Below are 15,901 nucleotides of genomic sequence, written 5' to 3' on the forward strand. Positions count from 1 at the left end.
CCTGCCTTAGGATAAGAGCCTCGGCAAGAACAAGGAAATTTCAGGTATATAAGTAATCAACAGTAATGTAACAATCATTAAAATCAAGAAAGGTATAATACCCTTTATGACACTATCCAGCGTAGTCTCACCAACACGGGCGGCGACAAACAGGTTTACGCCCAAAGGAGGGGTGATAAAGCCGATTGCCAAGTTTACTACCATGATAATACCAAAATGGATTGGATCCACACCCAAAACCTTTACAACAGGGAATAGGATTGGAGCCAAAATCATGATTGCACACAAGGTTTCCATGAAACAGCCAACAACCAACAGTAATACGTTGATTAACAAGAGAATAACAATCTTGCTGTCTGTCAAAGAAGTTAAGAAGGTTGCTACTGTTGTAGGGATACGTCCCAGTGTAAGAACCTTGGAGAAACCAGCAGCACAACCAATAACAATCATAATGGTAGCTGTTGTTTCGCAGGCATTCTTAGTAACACCCAATAACTGCTTGAAGTCCAATTCCTTGTAAACCAAGCAACCAATTACCAAGCTGTAAATAACGGCTACAGCCGCTGCTTCTGTAGGTGTGAAAATACCACCGTAAATACCACCTAAAATAATAACGGGAGAAAGCAATGCCCATTTACTCTTCCATACTTCTTTACCTGCTCTACCCCAAGAAAATGGTTCGGTATCGCCCTTATAACCCATTTTTCTTGCAAAGAAATATGCGTATCCAATCAGTACCAGACCAATTAAAATACCGGGAATAAAGCCTGCCATAAACAGCTTACTTACAGAGCTGTTTGTGGTAACGCTGTAAACAACCATGGGGATACTGGGATGGATAATTACGCCGATAGACCCTGCCGCAGCAATCAAAGCCAATACAAACTTTCTGTCATATCCTTTTTGAATCATGGTAGGAACAACCATACCGCCTACCGCTGCAACGGTTGCAGGGCCGGAACCGGAAATCGCCGCAAAGAACATACATACAACGACTGTTACGATGGCCAAACCACCTCTGATTCGACCAAAAAATACGTTGGCAACATTCAGCAATCTTTGGGAGATACCGCCGCCGCCCATTAATTCCCCGGCAAATACGAAAAACGGAATTGCCATGATGGGGAAAGAGTCAGCACCGGTTACCATGTTCTGTGCGATGAATCCAAAAGTCAACTGTTTTGTGTATAAGATATATGCCAAAGACGCAATACCCAAAGAGAAACCAATTGGTACAGTCAAAATTAAGCAGATAATTAATGTTGCAAAAACAACAAGAGCAATACTTCCTGTCATGCCTCTGCCACCTCCTCATGATTCTTTAATGCTTTTATCCTTCTCAAAATACATTGAGCCTGACGGATGGCAGTTAAGATAAAACCAATCAAGGGCGCCGCATATACAAACTGCATAGGAATACGCATAGCAGGAGAAAGCTGACCGCTCCAAGTAATTTTATGATATACCGTAACAGCTGTTGTAGCAATGAATATAGCAAATGCTAAAACAATTAATTCGCTTAAGATTTCAACATAAGGTCTAAGCTTCTTTGGATACAAATTAATAGCTGCATCAATACGAATATGCTTTTCACGTCTTGCCGTATGGCTTACCGCAAAATAAACCAGCCAAATAAACAGATATCTTGCCAATTCCTCAGACCAAACCAAAGAAGACTGGAATACATAACGCATGATAACCTGGATGAAAATAATAATACTCATTAAAAACATCAAAGGAATGATAAAAAATTCTTCCAAGTGTTCATTTAAAAATTTCATTTTATTGCCTCCCCTCTTATTTACGAAGCTGACCCTTCAGCGGGATATTTTGCTTGCGCTTTTTCTACCTCGCTATACAATAAGTCTACAATTTCCGGATGAGTAACTTTTTGGTAAGCCATTTCCTTAAGACCGGCACAAGCAGCTTTAAACTCAGCAATTGCTTCCGGTGTTAACTCTGTAAAGGTCATACCAGGATAGTTTCTGATGTTTTCCAAAGCAGCAGCTTCGTACTTGGAACATCTTTCACGCTCATATTGTACTGCTTCGTCAGAAACCTTCAATACGATTTCTTGCTGTTCCGGTGTCAGCTTTTCAAATCTTTCCTTACTCATCATGATCAAATAAGGGGAGTAAATGTGTTTTGTGTATGTATAGTACTTTTGTACTTCACAGAATTTTGTCTGCCATGTTAATTCCGCACCATTATCCTGACCATCTACCGTACCCTGCTGTAATGCAGTAAATAATTCAGTAAATGCCATAGGTGTTGGGTTTGCACCATAAGCCTTCCACTGTGCCAACTGTAATTCGTTTTCCATGATACGAATCTTCAAGCCCTTCAGGTCAGAAACCTTCTCAACTTTTCTATCAGATGTTGTCAGTGTACGGAAGGAGCTCTCCTGCCATTGTAAAAGCTTATAGCCTCTATCCTCAAGGCCAGCGGCAAGGGTATCACCCAAAACGCCATCCAGCACCTCATAAACTTGCTGCTTATTATCATACAACCAAGGAATATCTAAGCAGAAGATATCCTTGCTAAAAGATGCTACAGTTGCATTTGTAGCCAATACAATATCATAATTCCCAAATTGACAGCCTTCCAATAATTCACGCTCGCTGCCCAAAACGTTATCTGTATAAATATCGCAGCTTAATGTACCGCCGCTTTCCTGCTCTAGACGCATTTTAAAGAATTTTGCAGCGTCAATTGTAGCAGGTGCATTTCCTAACGCATAGATAAAACGATAGCAATCACTCGTCAGTTCTACGCCTGAATCATAACTGTCAGGCTCTACCTTTGCTTCAACAAAACCAGTCGGAGCTGCAGGGGTTTTGGTATCACCTGTTGCTGTGTCCGCAGGTTTTTCTCCACATGCAGTAAGTCCGAGCATCATAACTGTTGCCAGTGCAGCAGCTATCCCTCTTTTCAACATAGATTTCCCTCCTAAATATTGAACAGTTTCCGGTTTTTACTCTCTCCAAAAACAATATGCTTTTTTGGGATCATCTTTTGTAAGGGTATTGCTGTGTCCCGGCCGAGGATACAAGATGATAATTCCATAAAAATATTTCGCATAGAAACTAATCACCTCTCTTTATTATAATTATTCAAATTTTCATAGTCAATCCGTAATAAAGCCGAATAAAACTCTTAAAATGTTAATTTTCGAACGATTTTTTTATCATTTTTGCTGAATTTTTTGATTTTATAGTTGCTAAAAACCAAAAAACTATGTTTTTGCACAAAAAACCTTCTCGTATTTTGTGATTGCCCAACGCTATACTTTTTAATAAATGTTGCAAATCACAAAATAATAGTTTTATTTTAACAATAAAAGTTTCATATAAAAAACAAACCCTTATTTTGTCAAAGTTTTATAATAAAAAAGTAGATTTTTCAATAAAGATATAATATAATCAATTTTGGGGGATAGATGAAAGAAAAATAAATTGTAAGGACGGGAGAATAGTGTGGATAAGACAGTAAAACAAACAAAAGAAAACAAAAAAAGTACATTGACAAACCAAATTTACCAAGACATTAAAAATGGTATTGCGAAAAAACAGTTTCAACCGGGGGAAAAACTGAATATTAAAGAACTGGCGAGAACGTATAATGTGAGTGATACACCAGTAAAACAAGCTCTTCAACGTTTGGCTGATGAGAAAATGGTAATGAACACGCCGAATAAGGGCATGAGCGTATATTTACTCACTCCCAACGAGCTAAATGATATTTTTGATATGCGCTTAATGATGGATACTTTTTTTATTAAGAATGTGATATCAACCTTGAACTACAACAACAAGCTGCGTCAACAGCTGATTGAAAATCTGGAGGAGCAAAAGAAATTTGTGGAAAACTGTGAATCCTCTTTGTATCCGGAAACCTATTTTTCTCTGGATATGGAATTTCACACCCTTTTTTTAACCACTTCCGGAAATCAAAAAGCCGTGGATGTATTTAACGATTTGCAGCCCTTTACCTATGCAACTGGTACCTATCTGAATCAGCCCCATTATCGCGACTGCGAATGTGTTGCTGAGCACGAAGAAATATTAAAAGCTGCCTTTAACGGAGATCTGGATGGACTGAATAAGGCAGTGCATACACATATTGAAAATTCAAGGCGTGCGTTACAGCTGATTTTCAAAGTTAACCAAATCGTTTTGCCCAACGAATGATAAAAAAAGCCTCTTGCACATGCCGGGAGGCTTTTTTTATTCCAAATTTCACTGGTTTCCCTTGGTTGTTTTCCATTCATAAGCTCTGGAAAAAGCACTTTCCTTTAGAACCGTAATCCTTTTCAAATTAGGCTTTTTCTTGCTCACTTCACAATTTTCTTCAGCTTCTCTTTCATTTCCACAGTTGCCTGCTTTATATCCTCTGCTGCAAATAATGCAGATACCACCGCCACACCGTCAATTCCTGTGCCTGCAAGCTCCTCCACATTTTTGCTGCTGATTCCACCAATGGCCACCACAGGAACATCCACTGCCTTGCAAATTTCCTTTAGCTGCCCAAAGGTTACATCCGCTGCATCCAGCTTTGTTGCGGTTTGAAACATGGCCCCAACGCCTAAATAATCGGCACCTCTTTCTTTGGCAAGGAGAGCCTCCTCCACCGTACGGGTAGAAACACCAATAATTTTGTCCTTCCCCAGTTTTTGGCGAACACTTCCTGCCTCCATATCACTTTGTCCCACATGGACACCGTCGGCATCTACGGCTAAGGCAACTTCAATATTATCGTTAATCACAAAGGGAACGCCGTATTCTTTGCAAACCGCCTTTACCTCCTTTGCCTGTTCCACAAATTCCTCAAAGGACGCATCCTTCTCCCTCAGCTGTATGAAGGTTGCACCACCTTGCAGCGCTTTTTCCACATCTTGGGCAAGCCTTCTACCGTTTAACCACGAGCGATCTGTCACCCCATACAAAAGCAAGCTTTTTTTATCTAGCTTCAAGCTTCATTCCCTCCTTCAAAATTTCATCACTCATATTGCTCATGGCATCAATGATATAGGTACGATAGGAGGACGTTCCTCCCAAAGCGGTTTTTTCCAGTCTTTCAAAGGCGATTTCCCCCGAAAGCCCCATAGCTGCCACCGCTGCCGCCGTTGCATCCAGTAAATGATCAGGATTTGCCACACAATATGCCGCTACCACGCCGCTGAGCATACATCCCGTTCCCGTTATTTTTGACATCAACGGATTTCCATTGCGGATGGCATAGGCCTTGCTTTCATCGGTTACAATGTCAATTGCACCGGTCATTGCAATCACAGCTCCTGTTTTTTTGCTCAGCTTCTTTGCAAATTCCACCATCTCGTCCAAATTTCCCTCGGTCACACGGTCCGCCAGGTCAGCATCTACACCCTTTGTACTGCCGCTCCCGCCCCAAAGGGTTTTCAGCTCCGAAACGTTCCCGCGGATTACGGAAAAACGAACCTTTTCCAAAAGCTGCATCGCCGTTTCCGTACGCAGCCTTGACGCTCCCGCACCCACAGGGTCCAAAACAATAATATGACCCAATTCGTTGGCTCTTTTACCTGCCAAAAGCATGGATTCAATGGTGCGGGCATTCAACGTTCCGATATTGATATTTAACCCGCCGCAAATGCTTGTAATTTCCTCAGCCTCTTCGGCATCATCCGCCATAATGGGAGAGCCGCCGCAGGCCAATAAAATATTTGCCACATCATTTACCGTAACGTAATTTGTAATGTTGTGCACCAAGGGCACACTTTGTCTGACATTCTCAATTAATTTTTTTTCCATCACTTTTCCTCCTTAAAATCCATTGGATTTTGCAGTGAAACGCTTCGTAAAATTTACGAGTAAATTATTTCATATTTTACTCATAAGCGGACAGTATTTTTAACACCCTTGTATTCCGTAGAGGCTTATTCTCCCACAGAATACATTTCGTAAGTCCTTATAAAGAGGGGGCTTACGGTAGCCCGTTAAAAAAAGACATTCCCCAAAGGGAATGTCTTCATAACCGAAGTATGTCCCTACGTTGGCATTATCCAAATCAGGTTTATGGTCGAAGTATGGGTACTTCCTCTCAGCCTGCCTACAAGCTCCCATTTGTATCTATAACGGAATTCTTTCCTTCTGTTAGAATAGCACAGGGTATTTTCTTTGTCAAACGTTATTGCCTTGTTCCCCGCCTGTTTTCCTGCATTTTTTTTTGCACCTTTGCAAAGGTTTTTTCGCTCAGAATGGGCTGATGGGTATTTTTTACTACAATCCACCGATCCTTGGGAACCCCCACGGTTTTGGATGCTTTATAGCTTATTTTTTGCTCCTTTCCCTGCACCATATGCCCCATATACACAGGGTTTGTCAGTATTTTTCTCACTGTAGTTGCTCCCCACCTGCTGCACGGCTTCCGCCCCAAATCCTGCCCTCTTTTTTGCTTTTCTTCCGATGGCGTAGGGATACCCTCGGCGGTGAGCCGCACCCCTATTTTCTTGCAGGATAACCCCGACAAATACAGCTTTGCCATATGCCGCACCACCCGTGCCTCCTCCTCAAAAACCACCAAATGATGGCGGTTCCCACAGTCCTTTTCATACCCATAGGGGGCATAGTTCCCTAAAAATTGTCCCAGCTCCATTTTTTTTCGCAAAACACAGCGGATGTTTTCGGAAAGCTCCTCGCAGTACCATTCGTTTACCAGACTGTTAATTTGTCTGGCTTTTTTGTTTTCCTTTTTTGCCGTATCCACTCCATCTACCACAGTGACAAAACGTATCCCCCATAGAGGAAACTTTTCGTGAAGGTATATTTCTGCCGTAGCGGCACTTCGGGTAAAACGTGACTGCGTTTTGCAAAGTATGATGTCAAACCGCTTTTTCCTGCCATCCTCAAGCATGCGGCAAAATGCAGGGCGATCCTCCCGCAAGCCCGAATAATCCTCGTCCTCATAAATATCATATATTTCCCAATTGTTTTTTTGGGCATAGGCAATCAGCATAAGCCTTTGATTCCGTATGCTTTCACTTTCCTCTCCCGTTCCATCCTCCACCGATAAACGACAGTATAAGGCAGCCTTGGGCATGCTTTCGCCCCCTCATTCCTTCTTACTATCAATATATACAAAGAAAAGGCTGCTTTAACCCTAAAAAGATTTTTCTTATGCTTTTATCACAAAATATAACGCATTTTTCCATAAAAAATCCCGCAGCAGCCTGCGGGGAAATTTTAACCCAAATCCTTAAATAAGTATTTTTTACAATGTGGACAGGAAGTATCCTCTTGAATCTTTCTTTTACAGTCAAACGTTTTTTTGCAATGGGGACAGATATACACTTTCGCTTCCAAAACAAAGGTAAACGCCACAATCGCAATCATCAAAAAAATGTTATGTAAATAAACGAAACTTATTGCAGCTAAAAGCAATAATAAAAAATATAATTTTTGAAATTTTTTATATTTTGCCAGTAAAACCTGACCTTTTTCAGATATTTTCACAAAAGACCCTCCCACTTTTTTTGTAATCTTCTCTTTTTTTATTTTATCTCAATCAGTAAGCAAAAGCAATATAAAATACGTGACCCATGTCACGGGTATCGCCAGTGGCAATGGCGCTCTCTCCAACGGGCGCTACGCCGGAATTGCACCGGAAACCCATATTATCTCCTTAAAAATTCTTGACCGCAACGGCCAAGGCAGCTCTTCTCATGCAGTTGCCGCATTAAGATGGATAATGGACAATTCTGCGAAATATAATATAAAAGTAGTGAATTTATCCATCGGTTCCAATGACAGAAAGGTAAACCAGCCTTTGAAAGAAAGCGTTGAAGCCCTTTGGCATAAAGGAATTGTTGTAGTTGCAGCCGCTGGGAATCCTGATGGGCGCAGAGGCTATCAGCCGCCCCCACCCATCAGCCCCATAGTAATTACCGTGGGAACCTGGGAAGATCGTGATTATTTTATTCGCCATAAACCCTTTTCACTTTTTTCCAAGGATCTTTGCCAGCTACCGGATATTTGGGCACCAGGGGAAAACGTGGTTTCCGTTCTTTCGCCGGATTACCAATTTTCTATGCCCAATCGCAGTCGGGAGAATATTATTTATCCTAACTATATCAGTATGAGCGGTGCTTCCATGGCAACGCCCTTGGTAAGTGGTGGGGCTGCTTTGCTATTTCAACATTTTCCCTATGCCAGACCAAACAACATTAAGGCTGCCTTGATTAAAATAGCAACCGAAAATGGAGGACTGCTGGATCAAAAAACCTGTCTTACTCAAACAGGAAAGGTGGTTTTGGCTTAATGGAACAAAATTTGGTTTATGAATTGGCAAAAACTTTACAGAAAACAGATGGTCTGGAAAAAGACTTTCTGGAGATGGCTACGTCGTTGCGCGAAGCAATCGAAAAAAACTATGTTCAAAAAATACAAATGGCAGCAGGCACCCAAAAAGACTTTTGCTTTGAACACCCACCCAAAGAAGTTACGCTTCTGCGGGCAATGGCGCCTTTTTTAGACGAGGGCAGCCGGGGGCAAATCCACGACATTTGCCGTTCCTTGCTCTTTATGCAGACAATAAAAAACGTAAATGAAAATGTTGCCTGCATTGCACAAGATGGCGCCTTCATTGCCGCACGAAGCAGTGACGGCTCGGAGGAAAATTTAAACCCGCAAACAGCAAAAATTGCAGGCCTCCTAATGTCCATTGCTTTAATGGGGAAGTTTTAAAACAGAAAAGGGATCGGCAAAAACATGCCAATCCCTTTTTTTCATGTGCTTAATTCAATTTTATTTTTTTCCTAAAATTTTATCCGCCACATACATTCCGTTTGCCGCCGCCTGAGATAGGGAACGAGTAAAGCCCGCACCATCACCGATGGCGTACAGCCCCGGACAGTTATCAATTTCAAATTCCGTACAATTTGGCCTTGCGGAATAATATTTACATTCAATACCGTAAAGCAATGTATCGCAATTTGCCGTGCCCGGCGCAATTTTATCCAACGCATGCAGCGTTTCTATGATATTATCCAACTGACGCTTGGGCATACAAAGGCTCAGATCCCCTGCAACTGCATGGAGAGTGGGTCTGGTAGTGGATTTTCTGATACGGCTTTCGTCAGAACGTCTGCCTCTTTCCAAATCCCCCAGACGCTGTACCATAACACCGCCACCGCAAATGAGGTTTGCCAGGCTGGCAACATATCTTGCATATTCAATAGGCTTTTTGAACGGCTCTGTAAAGCGAATGGTGGAAAGCAGGGCAAAGTTGGAATTCTGCGTCTTTCTTTTCTGATCGCGGTAGGAATGGCCGTTTACTGTCAAAACGCCCCCTGTGTTTTCCGTTACCACATGCCCTCTTTCGTTAAAACAAAACATTCTGGTGGTATCACCGTATTGCTTGGAGCGATACCAAATTTTAGGCTCGTAGATTTTTTTGCTGAAATGATCCCAAATCATAGAGGGCAATTCCACTCTTACGCCAATATCTACCTGATTATTTTTCAGGGGAATTTTATTTTTTTCACACCAATCAGAGAAAAAGCGGCTGCCAACACGCCCTACAGCAAAAATAATTTTATCTGCCGTAATCACGTCCTTTTCTCCTTTGTGTACCAAATAAATTTCCTTGGTATCTTTATTCACATCTGTTGCTTCCGTATCTACAACGATATCTACTTTATCTTCCAAATATTCAATCAGCTTGCGCATGGTTTCAAAGTTGCTGTCTGTTCCCAAATGCTTTAGCTGTGCCTGACTCATATGCAAATCATACTGTAAACAAAGGTGCTTCAAGTCATCGTTAGGCATAAAACGATCCGTGGTTGCACCAAATTTTACCAAAACCTCATCCGCCTGCTCAATGTAATGAATTACCGTTTGCGGTTCTAAAAAATCTGTCAGCCAGCCGCCGTATTCCGTAGAAATGACGTATTTTCCATCAGAGAACGCGCCTGCGCCGGCCATTCCTTCCATAATGGCACAAGAAGCACACTTGACACATTTGTCAACCTTCCCTGTCACAATGGGGCAATGGCGCTGTCCAATGGCATGACCCTTTTCCATAATCAGCACCTTCAACTGGGGATTGCTTTCAACCAAACGATATGCGGTCATAATACCGCCAATCCCGCCACCGATAATTGCTACGTCATAATGCTTTTTTAAATTCATAGAAGCACCTCCTAATGGGGCATTCAAAATGCCAATTTCAATCATTCAAAATATTATATTTTTCTGCATAAATATTCTTCGCACACAGAAAAAGAGCGAAACTTTTCTTTACTTGTGTAAGAAAAGTTTCGCTTTACTTACGTCTTATTCTAACTGATTTCTTTATTTAAGTCAAGAGCTTCTTTCATTACCCACGGAACATAATATTCCATTTGCGCATAATCATACACAGGAAGAATATTTGTCTTTCCAACAAAAACATTCCACTTTTGCCTTTTCATGGCACAAAAGCCAACTTCGCTGTCTTCCTATCTTGGGTAGTGAGGTTTCACCACTTTGCTACGCAAAGCTGTCCTTTGGATAGGTGACACTTCTTTGCCACTGCCATCTTGACCCATTACAAGCCCCAAGAAGATAGGGTTATACATAAGAATTTTGCCTTGCCTTTTAAAAAAAATAAGGGGTTTTGGATGGAACAGCGAAGAAAATGCTGCCATCACACAGTGATGGTTTTGCGAAGCAAAATTCCTGACCCGGCGCCCAAGGTTTATCGACTGTCTGAAGCGGCTGTCCCAATGGACAACCGCTTATAAATTTCCTATATCATTTTACTTGCTCTGCAATAACTTCTTTTGCTTTTTCCAATGCCTCGCCAATTTTTGCAGCGTTCTTGCCGCCGGCCTGAGCCATGTTGGGACGACCACCGCCGCCGCCGCCGCAAACAGCCGCCGCCGCCTTAACAATATTGCCCGCATGCGCGCCCTTTGCAACGGCATCCTCCGTTGCCATAACCAAAAGATTGACTTTTCCCTCTGTACCGCCGGCCAAAACAACAACGCCACTGCCCAGCTTGTTCTTCAGCTGATCCCCCAAGGTACGCATAGCATTGGCATCCAAATCCTTAATCTCCGCCGCCAATACAGCAACGCCGTTTATTTCCACCTTACTGTTTATAATATCCTCAGCGGCACCTCCGGCCATTTTGGCTTTTAATTTTTCCAATTCCTTCGTCAAATCTTTCTGCTCTGACATCAATTGCTCAACGCGAGCAAGCAGCTTATCCGGCGCAGCTTTTACCAAGCGGCAGATTTCCTTCAATTCATCCTCCTGTGCCTGATAATGCTTCAAGGCCTCGCTGCCTGTTACGGCTTCAATACGGCGGACGCCAGCGGCAACACCATTTTCGGAAAGAATTTTAAAGGAGCCTGCCTGCGCCGTATTTTTCAAATGCGCACCGCCACAAAGCTCTATGCTATAACCGCCCATGTCTACCACACGAACAACGTCGCCGTATTTTTCACCAAACAACGCCATTGCCCCCTTATTTCTTGCTTCCTCAATACTCATTTCGTTGGTTTCAATCACATAGCTTGCAAAAATGGATTCATTGACTATTTCTTCAACAGCCTTCCATTCCTCATCCGTCATTGCCGTAAAATGAGTAAAGTCAAAGCGCAAGCGTTCGGGGCTTACAAAGGAGCCTGCCTGCTCAACATGGGTTCCCAAAACCGTTCTCAATGCCTTTTGCAGCAAATGGGTTGTGCTGTGATTTCTTGCCGTTGCCATGCGTCTTTCCCAATCCACCGTGGCAATCGCCTTTTCCTCAACAAACACCGTTCCCTCGCTTACCTGTCCAACATGGGCAATTTTGCCGCCGATTACCTTAATACAATCCGTTACCGTAACAACGCCCTTAGGTGTTTTGATGGTACCATGGTCGCCCACCTGTCCGCCGCTTTCTGCATAAAAAGGCGTATTTTCAAGGAACACGGAAACGCTGTCGCCCCTTTGTGCCGCACCTGAAACCTCGTTATTTGCAATCAAAGCTATAACTTTTACATCCGTAAGCTCTTTAACATCATATCCTGCAAATTTTGTTTCCAGCTCAACGGGCAATTCATGATAAACCGTTTCCGCCGCACCCATATAGGTGGATTTACCCCTTGCCGCACGGGCTCTTTCCTTTTGTTGCTTCATTTCTGCCACAAATGCTTCTTCATCCACATTCATGCCTGCCTCTTCCAAGATTTCCTTTGTCAAATCAATGGGAAAGCCATAGGTATCGTACAAGCGGAAGGCCTTCTCTCCGCTCATGGTTGTCTGACCAGCTGTTTTCATCTCATCCATGTCTGACTTTAGAATATCCATGCCCTTATCAATGGTTTTATAGAAGCTGTTTTCTTCAATGGAAAGAATCTTGAAAATATATTCCCGCTTGTCCACCAATTCGGGGTAAGCGTCGCCACTGCAGGCAATGACAGCCTTTGAAAGCTCTGCCAAGAATTCCTCTTCAATGCCCAAAAGCCTTCCATGGCGTGCCGCACGGCGAAGCAAGCGACGAAGCACATAGCCACGCCCCTCATTAGAGGGTAAAACACCATCGGCAGTCATCATGGTTACAGAACGGATATGGTCAGTAATCACGCGAACAGAAACATCGGTTTTGGCATTTTTACCATATTTTACATTAGATTTTAGGCATATTGCATCACGAATGGATTTTACGGTATCCACATCAAAAATAGAGTCAACCCCCTGCAAAATCGTCGCCATACGTTCCAAACCCATGCCTGTATCCACGTTTTTCTGGGCAAGCTCGGTATAGGTACCATCTGCCTCTGCATTAAACTGGGTGAGTACCAAATTCCAAAATTCCATATAACGGTCGCAATCGCACCCTACATCGCAGGTAGGACTGCCGCAGCTGTATTGTTCTCCTCTGTCGTAGTAGATTTCCGTACAGGGACCGCAAGGGCCCGTGCCATGCTCCCAAAAATTATCAGCCTTACCTAACTTTTTAATTCTCTCTCGAGGCACACCAACCATGTTATGCCAAATATCCCCCGATTCATCATCCTCTTCATAAATGGTCACATACAGCTTATCCTGGGGGATTTCCAAAACCTTTGTCACGAACTCCCAAGACCAGGGGATAATCTCATTTTTAAAATAATCTCCAAAAGAAAAATCTCCCAGCATTTCAAAAAAAGTACCATGGCGTGCTGTTTTTCCCACATTCTCAATATCCCCCGTGCGGATACATTTCTGGCATGTTGTTACCCTTTTGCTGGGCGGAATTTCCTGCCCGGTAAAAAACGCCTTCATTGGCGCCATGCCGGAATTAATCAACAGCAAGCTTTTATCGTTATGCGGAACCAAGGGAAAGCTTTGCAAACGTAAATGCTCTTTACTTTCGAAAAAAGAAAGAAAAGCCTCTCTCACTTCATTTACACCCATGTATTTCATAATATTTCCTCCTTAAATCAACTTTCATCTCTATTGTTTTTTTGGAAAAAAAATAAGCCCCCGATCACTAAGGATCAGGGACGAATCAACCGTGGTACCACCCTGCTTACGGTGAAAAACCGTCGCTTTAATGCCGTTAACGCCGACCTACGCCACGACATACTCTATTTTCCGCCGCAGAGCTGTGAATATCCAAAAAGACTGCTTCTTTCACGGGCTTCCGAAAACCTCCCACCAAATGGTTTTCTCTCTGAAAAGGGCTACCGCAAAATACTCCTTCTTTTTATGGCTTTATTGAATTTATTCAATTAAGAAGATTATAGTGATTCGTGTTTCGTTTGTCAAGGGGAAGGACAAACAAACCTTGGGCGCCGCCCAAACCTGCAAAGGACAAGTTCTCGGGACACTGTCCCGAACCCTGCAAGCCTTTGAAAAGGCTTGACCTAAACTTTTATCCTACCCCGCATATCTATGCGGGGTTAAGGTGGGTCAAGGTGCAATGGCAAAGAAGTGCCATCTGTCCAAAGGACAGCTTTGCGCAGCAAAGTGCTGACCACTCACTGCCCAAGATAGGGCAGACATCGAAGCTGGCTTTTGCATAGCAAAAGTGATGACCAAACGCTTGTAGGAGTTTGAGGGCAACGCCCTCAAGGTCTTGCCCTTATATTCAGTCTGAAACCTATTTTTTAATAGGCTCTTTCTTTTCGTCACAACTAATAAAATATATAAGTTTTACAAACCTAAACAAAGCAAAGAGCAAGCAAAGTGTTCTTCCGGTTACAGCCCCATCAATTGCCAAACTATATCCATGTGATGTTAATACCGTAGGTGTAAAAAAACAATACAAAGAAATATAAATTACGAAAAGCTCTACCGCAACAATGCTGATTTTCTTCAATTTATCTCCACCCTTCAAATCTAAATTTGTTTGGAGCTCACTCCATCGAATAGTATATCATTTAGCATAACCTTTGCATAAGTTCCTTTCGACAATACATGACACATTCCATAGTCTTTCCAAAACCAAACTTCAGCAAAAGAAACCCTATTTTCTAAAATAGTTTGTTCATCGCCATGTTATCTATCGTTTCCCCCATGCGCTTTAAGCCGACCTCAATTTTGTCGTCCTCTACGCCGCAAAAGCTTAGTCTGACGTGTCCGCTGTCCTTGCCACTGATTTCGAATTGACTCCCTGGTGTCAAAATGACATTTTTCTCCAGCATGCGGCTGCAAAAAGCCTCTGCGCTAATCGTTTCAGGTAAGCGAATCCAAAGGCTCACACCGCCGTTTGGCAAAGAATAGGTGGCTCTGCCCACCAAATATTTCTTTGCAAAGGAAAGGGCATAGCGGTATTTCTCGCCGCCAAAACGACGCATGGCTTTTGCATGCTGCTCCCAGCCGTTTTCTCTGAAATATTGCTCCATGGCCTTTTGAATAAAGCTGGAGGTGGAAATGTCCGTGGTGTATTTTGCCTCCATCACCCCTTGATGCACCTTTTTCGGCAAAACCATAAGCCCCATACGAAGCCCCGGCATTAATATTTTGGAAAAACTCTTGATATAGATAACCCTGTTTTTATAATCCAGTGCTTTTAAAGCTACCGGAGCCTCTTTATTATAGTAGAAATCGTAAAAATCATCCTCTTCTATGATATAGGTATCATACCGCTCCGCTAATTCCAGCAGTCGGCGCTTTTTCTCCATGGAATAAGAAATCCCCGTAGGTGTTTGAAAATATGCCATCATATAAATAAACCTAGGATGGTACAGCTTTAGATAATCCTCCAAAACCGTCATTTTCATGCCATCGGCTTCCATAGGAATTTCTATCAGCTTTGCCCCTCTGGACAAAAACGCCCCTGCCGCACCGTAAAAGGTGGGGCTTTCCACAAAAACCACATCCCCAAAGCGCACCATAGCTTTGGAAATGACGTCAATGCCCTGCTGGGCACCAGAAATAATCTGCACGCTGTCCACGGTTGTTTTAATGCCATTATCCTCTAAATAACTGCAAAGTTGTTGGCGCAAGGGCTGATAACCCATACTGTCCGTATAGCGGAAGGCACCGCCCTTTTCCCGCTCCAGCACCTCATCAAAGGCTTTTTTGAAGGCATCCACAGGAAACAGCTCGTGAGGCAAGGAGGTATTTGCAAAATTGATGGCCTTGTCAAAGGAAATTCCCGCCTCAAAATGATGCAGGTTTCCCCTTGCAACCGGCTCGGGAATTGCTTCCACAGGCAAGGGGGATACAAAGGTGCCGCTGCCCTTTCTGGAATACACCATCTGCTTGCTTTCCAGGTGCTTATATGCCGAAACAATGGTAACATTATTTACGCCATATTCCTCCGCCATTTTCCGTATGGGCGGTAGCTTGCTGTCAGCAGGTAAATCCCCCTGGGCAATGAGCTTCGTCAGCCCTTCGGCCAACTGCTGATAGATCGGCACCTGTTTCTCCTTATTTATTTTTATATGAAAGATTTTATCCGGCATAGA

The 15,901-nt window shown here is 43.0% G+C and carries 16 protein-coding genes and 1 other annotated feature; of the genes, 4 read left to right on the forward strand and 12 right to left on the reverse strand.

Going from position 1 to position 15,901, the window contains the following annotated elements; translation table 11 throughout:
- Positions 1 to 6: 6 nt before the first annotated feature.
- From CLNEO_RS00630 to CLNEO_RS00640, 3 genes are read right to left on the reverse strand one after another with little or no spacing between them, the layout of a single operon-like run.
- A complete protein-coding gene (locus CLNEO_RS00630; RefSeq protein ID WP_066083445.1) occupies positions 7 to 1,296 on the reverse strand; it encodes a TRAP transporter large permease in 1,290 nt (429 codons plus the stop codon).
- The gene (locus CLNEO_RS00635; protein ID WP_066083446.1) at positions 1,293 to 1,781 is read right to left on the reverse strand and encodes a TRAP transporter small permease; all 489 of its coding nucleotides are present in this window, start codon (positions 1,779 to 1,781) and stop codon (positions 1,293 to 1,295) included. The genes CLNEO_RS00630 and CLNEO_RS00635 overlap by 4 nt, the downstream gene beginning before the upstream one ends.
- A 20-nt stretch (positions 1,782 to 1,801) precedes the next feature.
- Complete coding sequence (locus CLNEO_RS00640) at positions 1,802 to 2,938, reverse strand: TRAP transporter substrate-binding protein (RefSeq protein ID WP_066083447.1); 1,137 nt, start codon at positions 2,936 to 2,938, stop codon at positions 1,802 to 1,804.
- Positions 2,939 to 3,476: 538 nt separating this feature from the next.
- Between CLNEO_RS00640 and CLNEO_RS00645 the strand changes: the two genes are divergently transcribed.
- Positions 3,477 to 4,190: a GntR family transcriptional regulator gene (locus CLNEO_RS00645; RefSeq protein ID WP_066083448.1), complete on the forward strand. Its 714-nt coding sequence runs from the start codon at positions 3,477 to 3,479 to the stop codon at positions 4,188 to 4,190.
- Between the two features lie 143 nt (positions 4,191 to 4,333).
- On the opposite strand, the gene thiE is transcribed toward CLNEO_RS00645, so the two are convergent.
- The 4 genes from thiE to CLNEO_RS00665 form a co-directional block, all read right to left on the reverse strand.
- Positions 4,334 to 4,972, reverse strand: coding sequence for a thiamine phosphate synthase (thiE, locus tag CLNEO_RS00650; protein WP_066083450.1), 639 nt, complete (start codon positions 4,970 to 4,972; stop codon positions 4,334 to 4,336).
- On the reverse strand, positions 4,959 to 5,786 hold the full coding sequence (gene thiM, locus CLNEO_RS00655) for a hydroxyethylthiazole kinase (protein ID WP_066083452.1): 828 nt from the start codon (positions 5,784 to 5,786) through the stop codon (positions 4,959 to 4,961). Before thiM ends, thiE begins: the two co-directional genes overlap by 14 nt.
- 376 nt (positions 5,787 to 6,162) lie before the next feature.
- Positions 6,163 to 7,074, reverse strand: coding sequence for a recombinase family protein (locus CLNEO_RS00660; protein ID WP_066083453.1), 912 nt, complete (start codon positions 7,072 to 7,074; stop codon positions 6,163 to 6,165).
- A 143-nt stretch (positions 7,075 to 7,217) separates the two neighbouring features.
- Positions 7,218 to 7,487 (reverse strand): FmdB family zinc ribbon protein, encoded by a 270-nt coding sequence (locus tag CLNEO_RS00665; RefSeq protein WP_066083454.1) that lies wholly within the window; start codon positions 7,485 to 7,487, stop codon positions 7,218 to 7,220.
- Between the two features lie 79 nt (positions 7,488 to 7,566).
- Here CLNEO_RS00665 and CLNEO_RS00670 point away from each other — a divergent pair, with 79 nt between their 5' ends.
- Together CLNEO_RS00670 and CLNEO_RS00675 are read left to right on the forward strand one after the other, a co-directional pair.
- Entirely contained in the window at positions 7,567 to 8,292 is a 726-nt protein-coding gene (locus tag CLNEO_RS00670; protein ID WP_066083456.1) for a S8 family serine peptidase, read from the forward strand.
- Positions 8,292 to 8,717, forward strand: coding sequence for a hypothetical protein (locus tag CLNEO_RS00675; RefSeq protein WP_066083458.1), 426 nt, complete (start codon positions 8,292 to 8,294; stop codon positions 8,715 to 8,717). Before CLNEO_RS00670 ends, CLNEO_RS00675 begins: the two co-directional genes overlap by 1 nt.
- Before the next feature lie 60 nt (positions 8,718 to 8,777).
- Here the strand turns inward: CLNEO_RS00675 and CLNEO_RS00680 are convergent, their stop codons facing one another.
- Together CLNEO_RS00680 and CLNEO_RS16380 are read right to left on the reverse strand one after the other, a co-directional pair.
- Entirely contained in the window at positions 8,778 to 10,163 is a 1,386-nt protein-coding gene (locus tag CLNEO_RS00680; RefSeq protein WP_066083459.1) for an NAD(P)/FAD-dependent oxidoreductase, read from the reverse strand.
- Positions 10,164 to 10,312: 149 nt separating this feature from the next.
- Positions 10,313 to 10,444, reverse strand: coding sequence for a hypothetical protein (locus CLNEO_RS16380; protein WP_278276608.1), 132 nt, complete (start codon positions 10,442 to 10,444; stop codon positions 10,313 to 10,315).
- A 189-nt stretch (positions 10,445 to 10,633) separates the two neighbouring features.
- On the opposite strand from CLNEO_RS16380, the gene CLNEO_RS16385 reads away from it, so the two are divergent.
- Complete coding sequence (locus CLNEO_RS16385; RefSeq protein WP_278276609.1) at positions 10,634 to 10,756, forward strand: hypothetical protein; 123 nt, start codon at positions 10,634 to 10,636, stop codon at positions 10,754 to 10,756.
- 10 nt (positions 10,757 to 10,766) lie between these two features.
- On the opposite strand, the gene alaS is transcribed toward CLNEO_RS16385, so the two are convergent.
- The 3 genes from alaS to pdxR all read right to left on the reverse strand — a co-directional run bounded on the left by alaS (position 10,767) and on the right by pdxR (position 15,898).
- A complete protein-coding gene (gene alaS, locus CLNEO_RS00685) occupies positions 10,767 to 13,409 on the reverse strand; it encodes an alanine--tRNA ligase (RefSeq protein WP_066083461.1) in 2,643 nt (880 codons plus the stop codon).
- 73 nt (positions 13,410 to 13,482) lie between these two features.
- Positions 13,483 to 13,704, reverse strand: a binding site (T-box leader).
- A gap of 384 nt (positions 13,705 to 14,088) precedes the next feature.
- Complete coding sequence (locus CLNEO_RS00690) at positions 14,089 to 14,307, reverse strand: hypothetical protein (protein ID WP_066083463.1); 219 nt, start codon at positions 14,305 to 14,307, stop codon at positions 14,089 to 14,091.
- A 154-nt stretch (positions 14,308 to 14,461) separates the two neighbouring features.
- The gene (pdxR, locus tag CLNEO_RS00695; RefSeq protein ID WP_066083464.1) at positions 14,462 to 15,898 is read right to left on the reverse strand and encodes a MocR-like pyridoxine biosynthesis transcription factor PdxR; all 1,437 of its coding nucleotides are present in this window, start codon (positions 15,896 to 15,898) and stop codon (positions 14,462 to 14,464) included.
- Positions 15,899 to 15,901 lie beyond the last annotated feature (3 nt).

Source organism: Anaerotignum neopropionicum, assembly GCF_001571775.1.
In the GTDB taxonomy this organism is placed as follows: Bacteria; Bacillota; Clostridia; order Lachnospirales; family Anaerotignaceae; genus Chakrabartyella; species Chakrabartyella neopropionicum.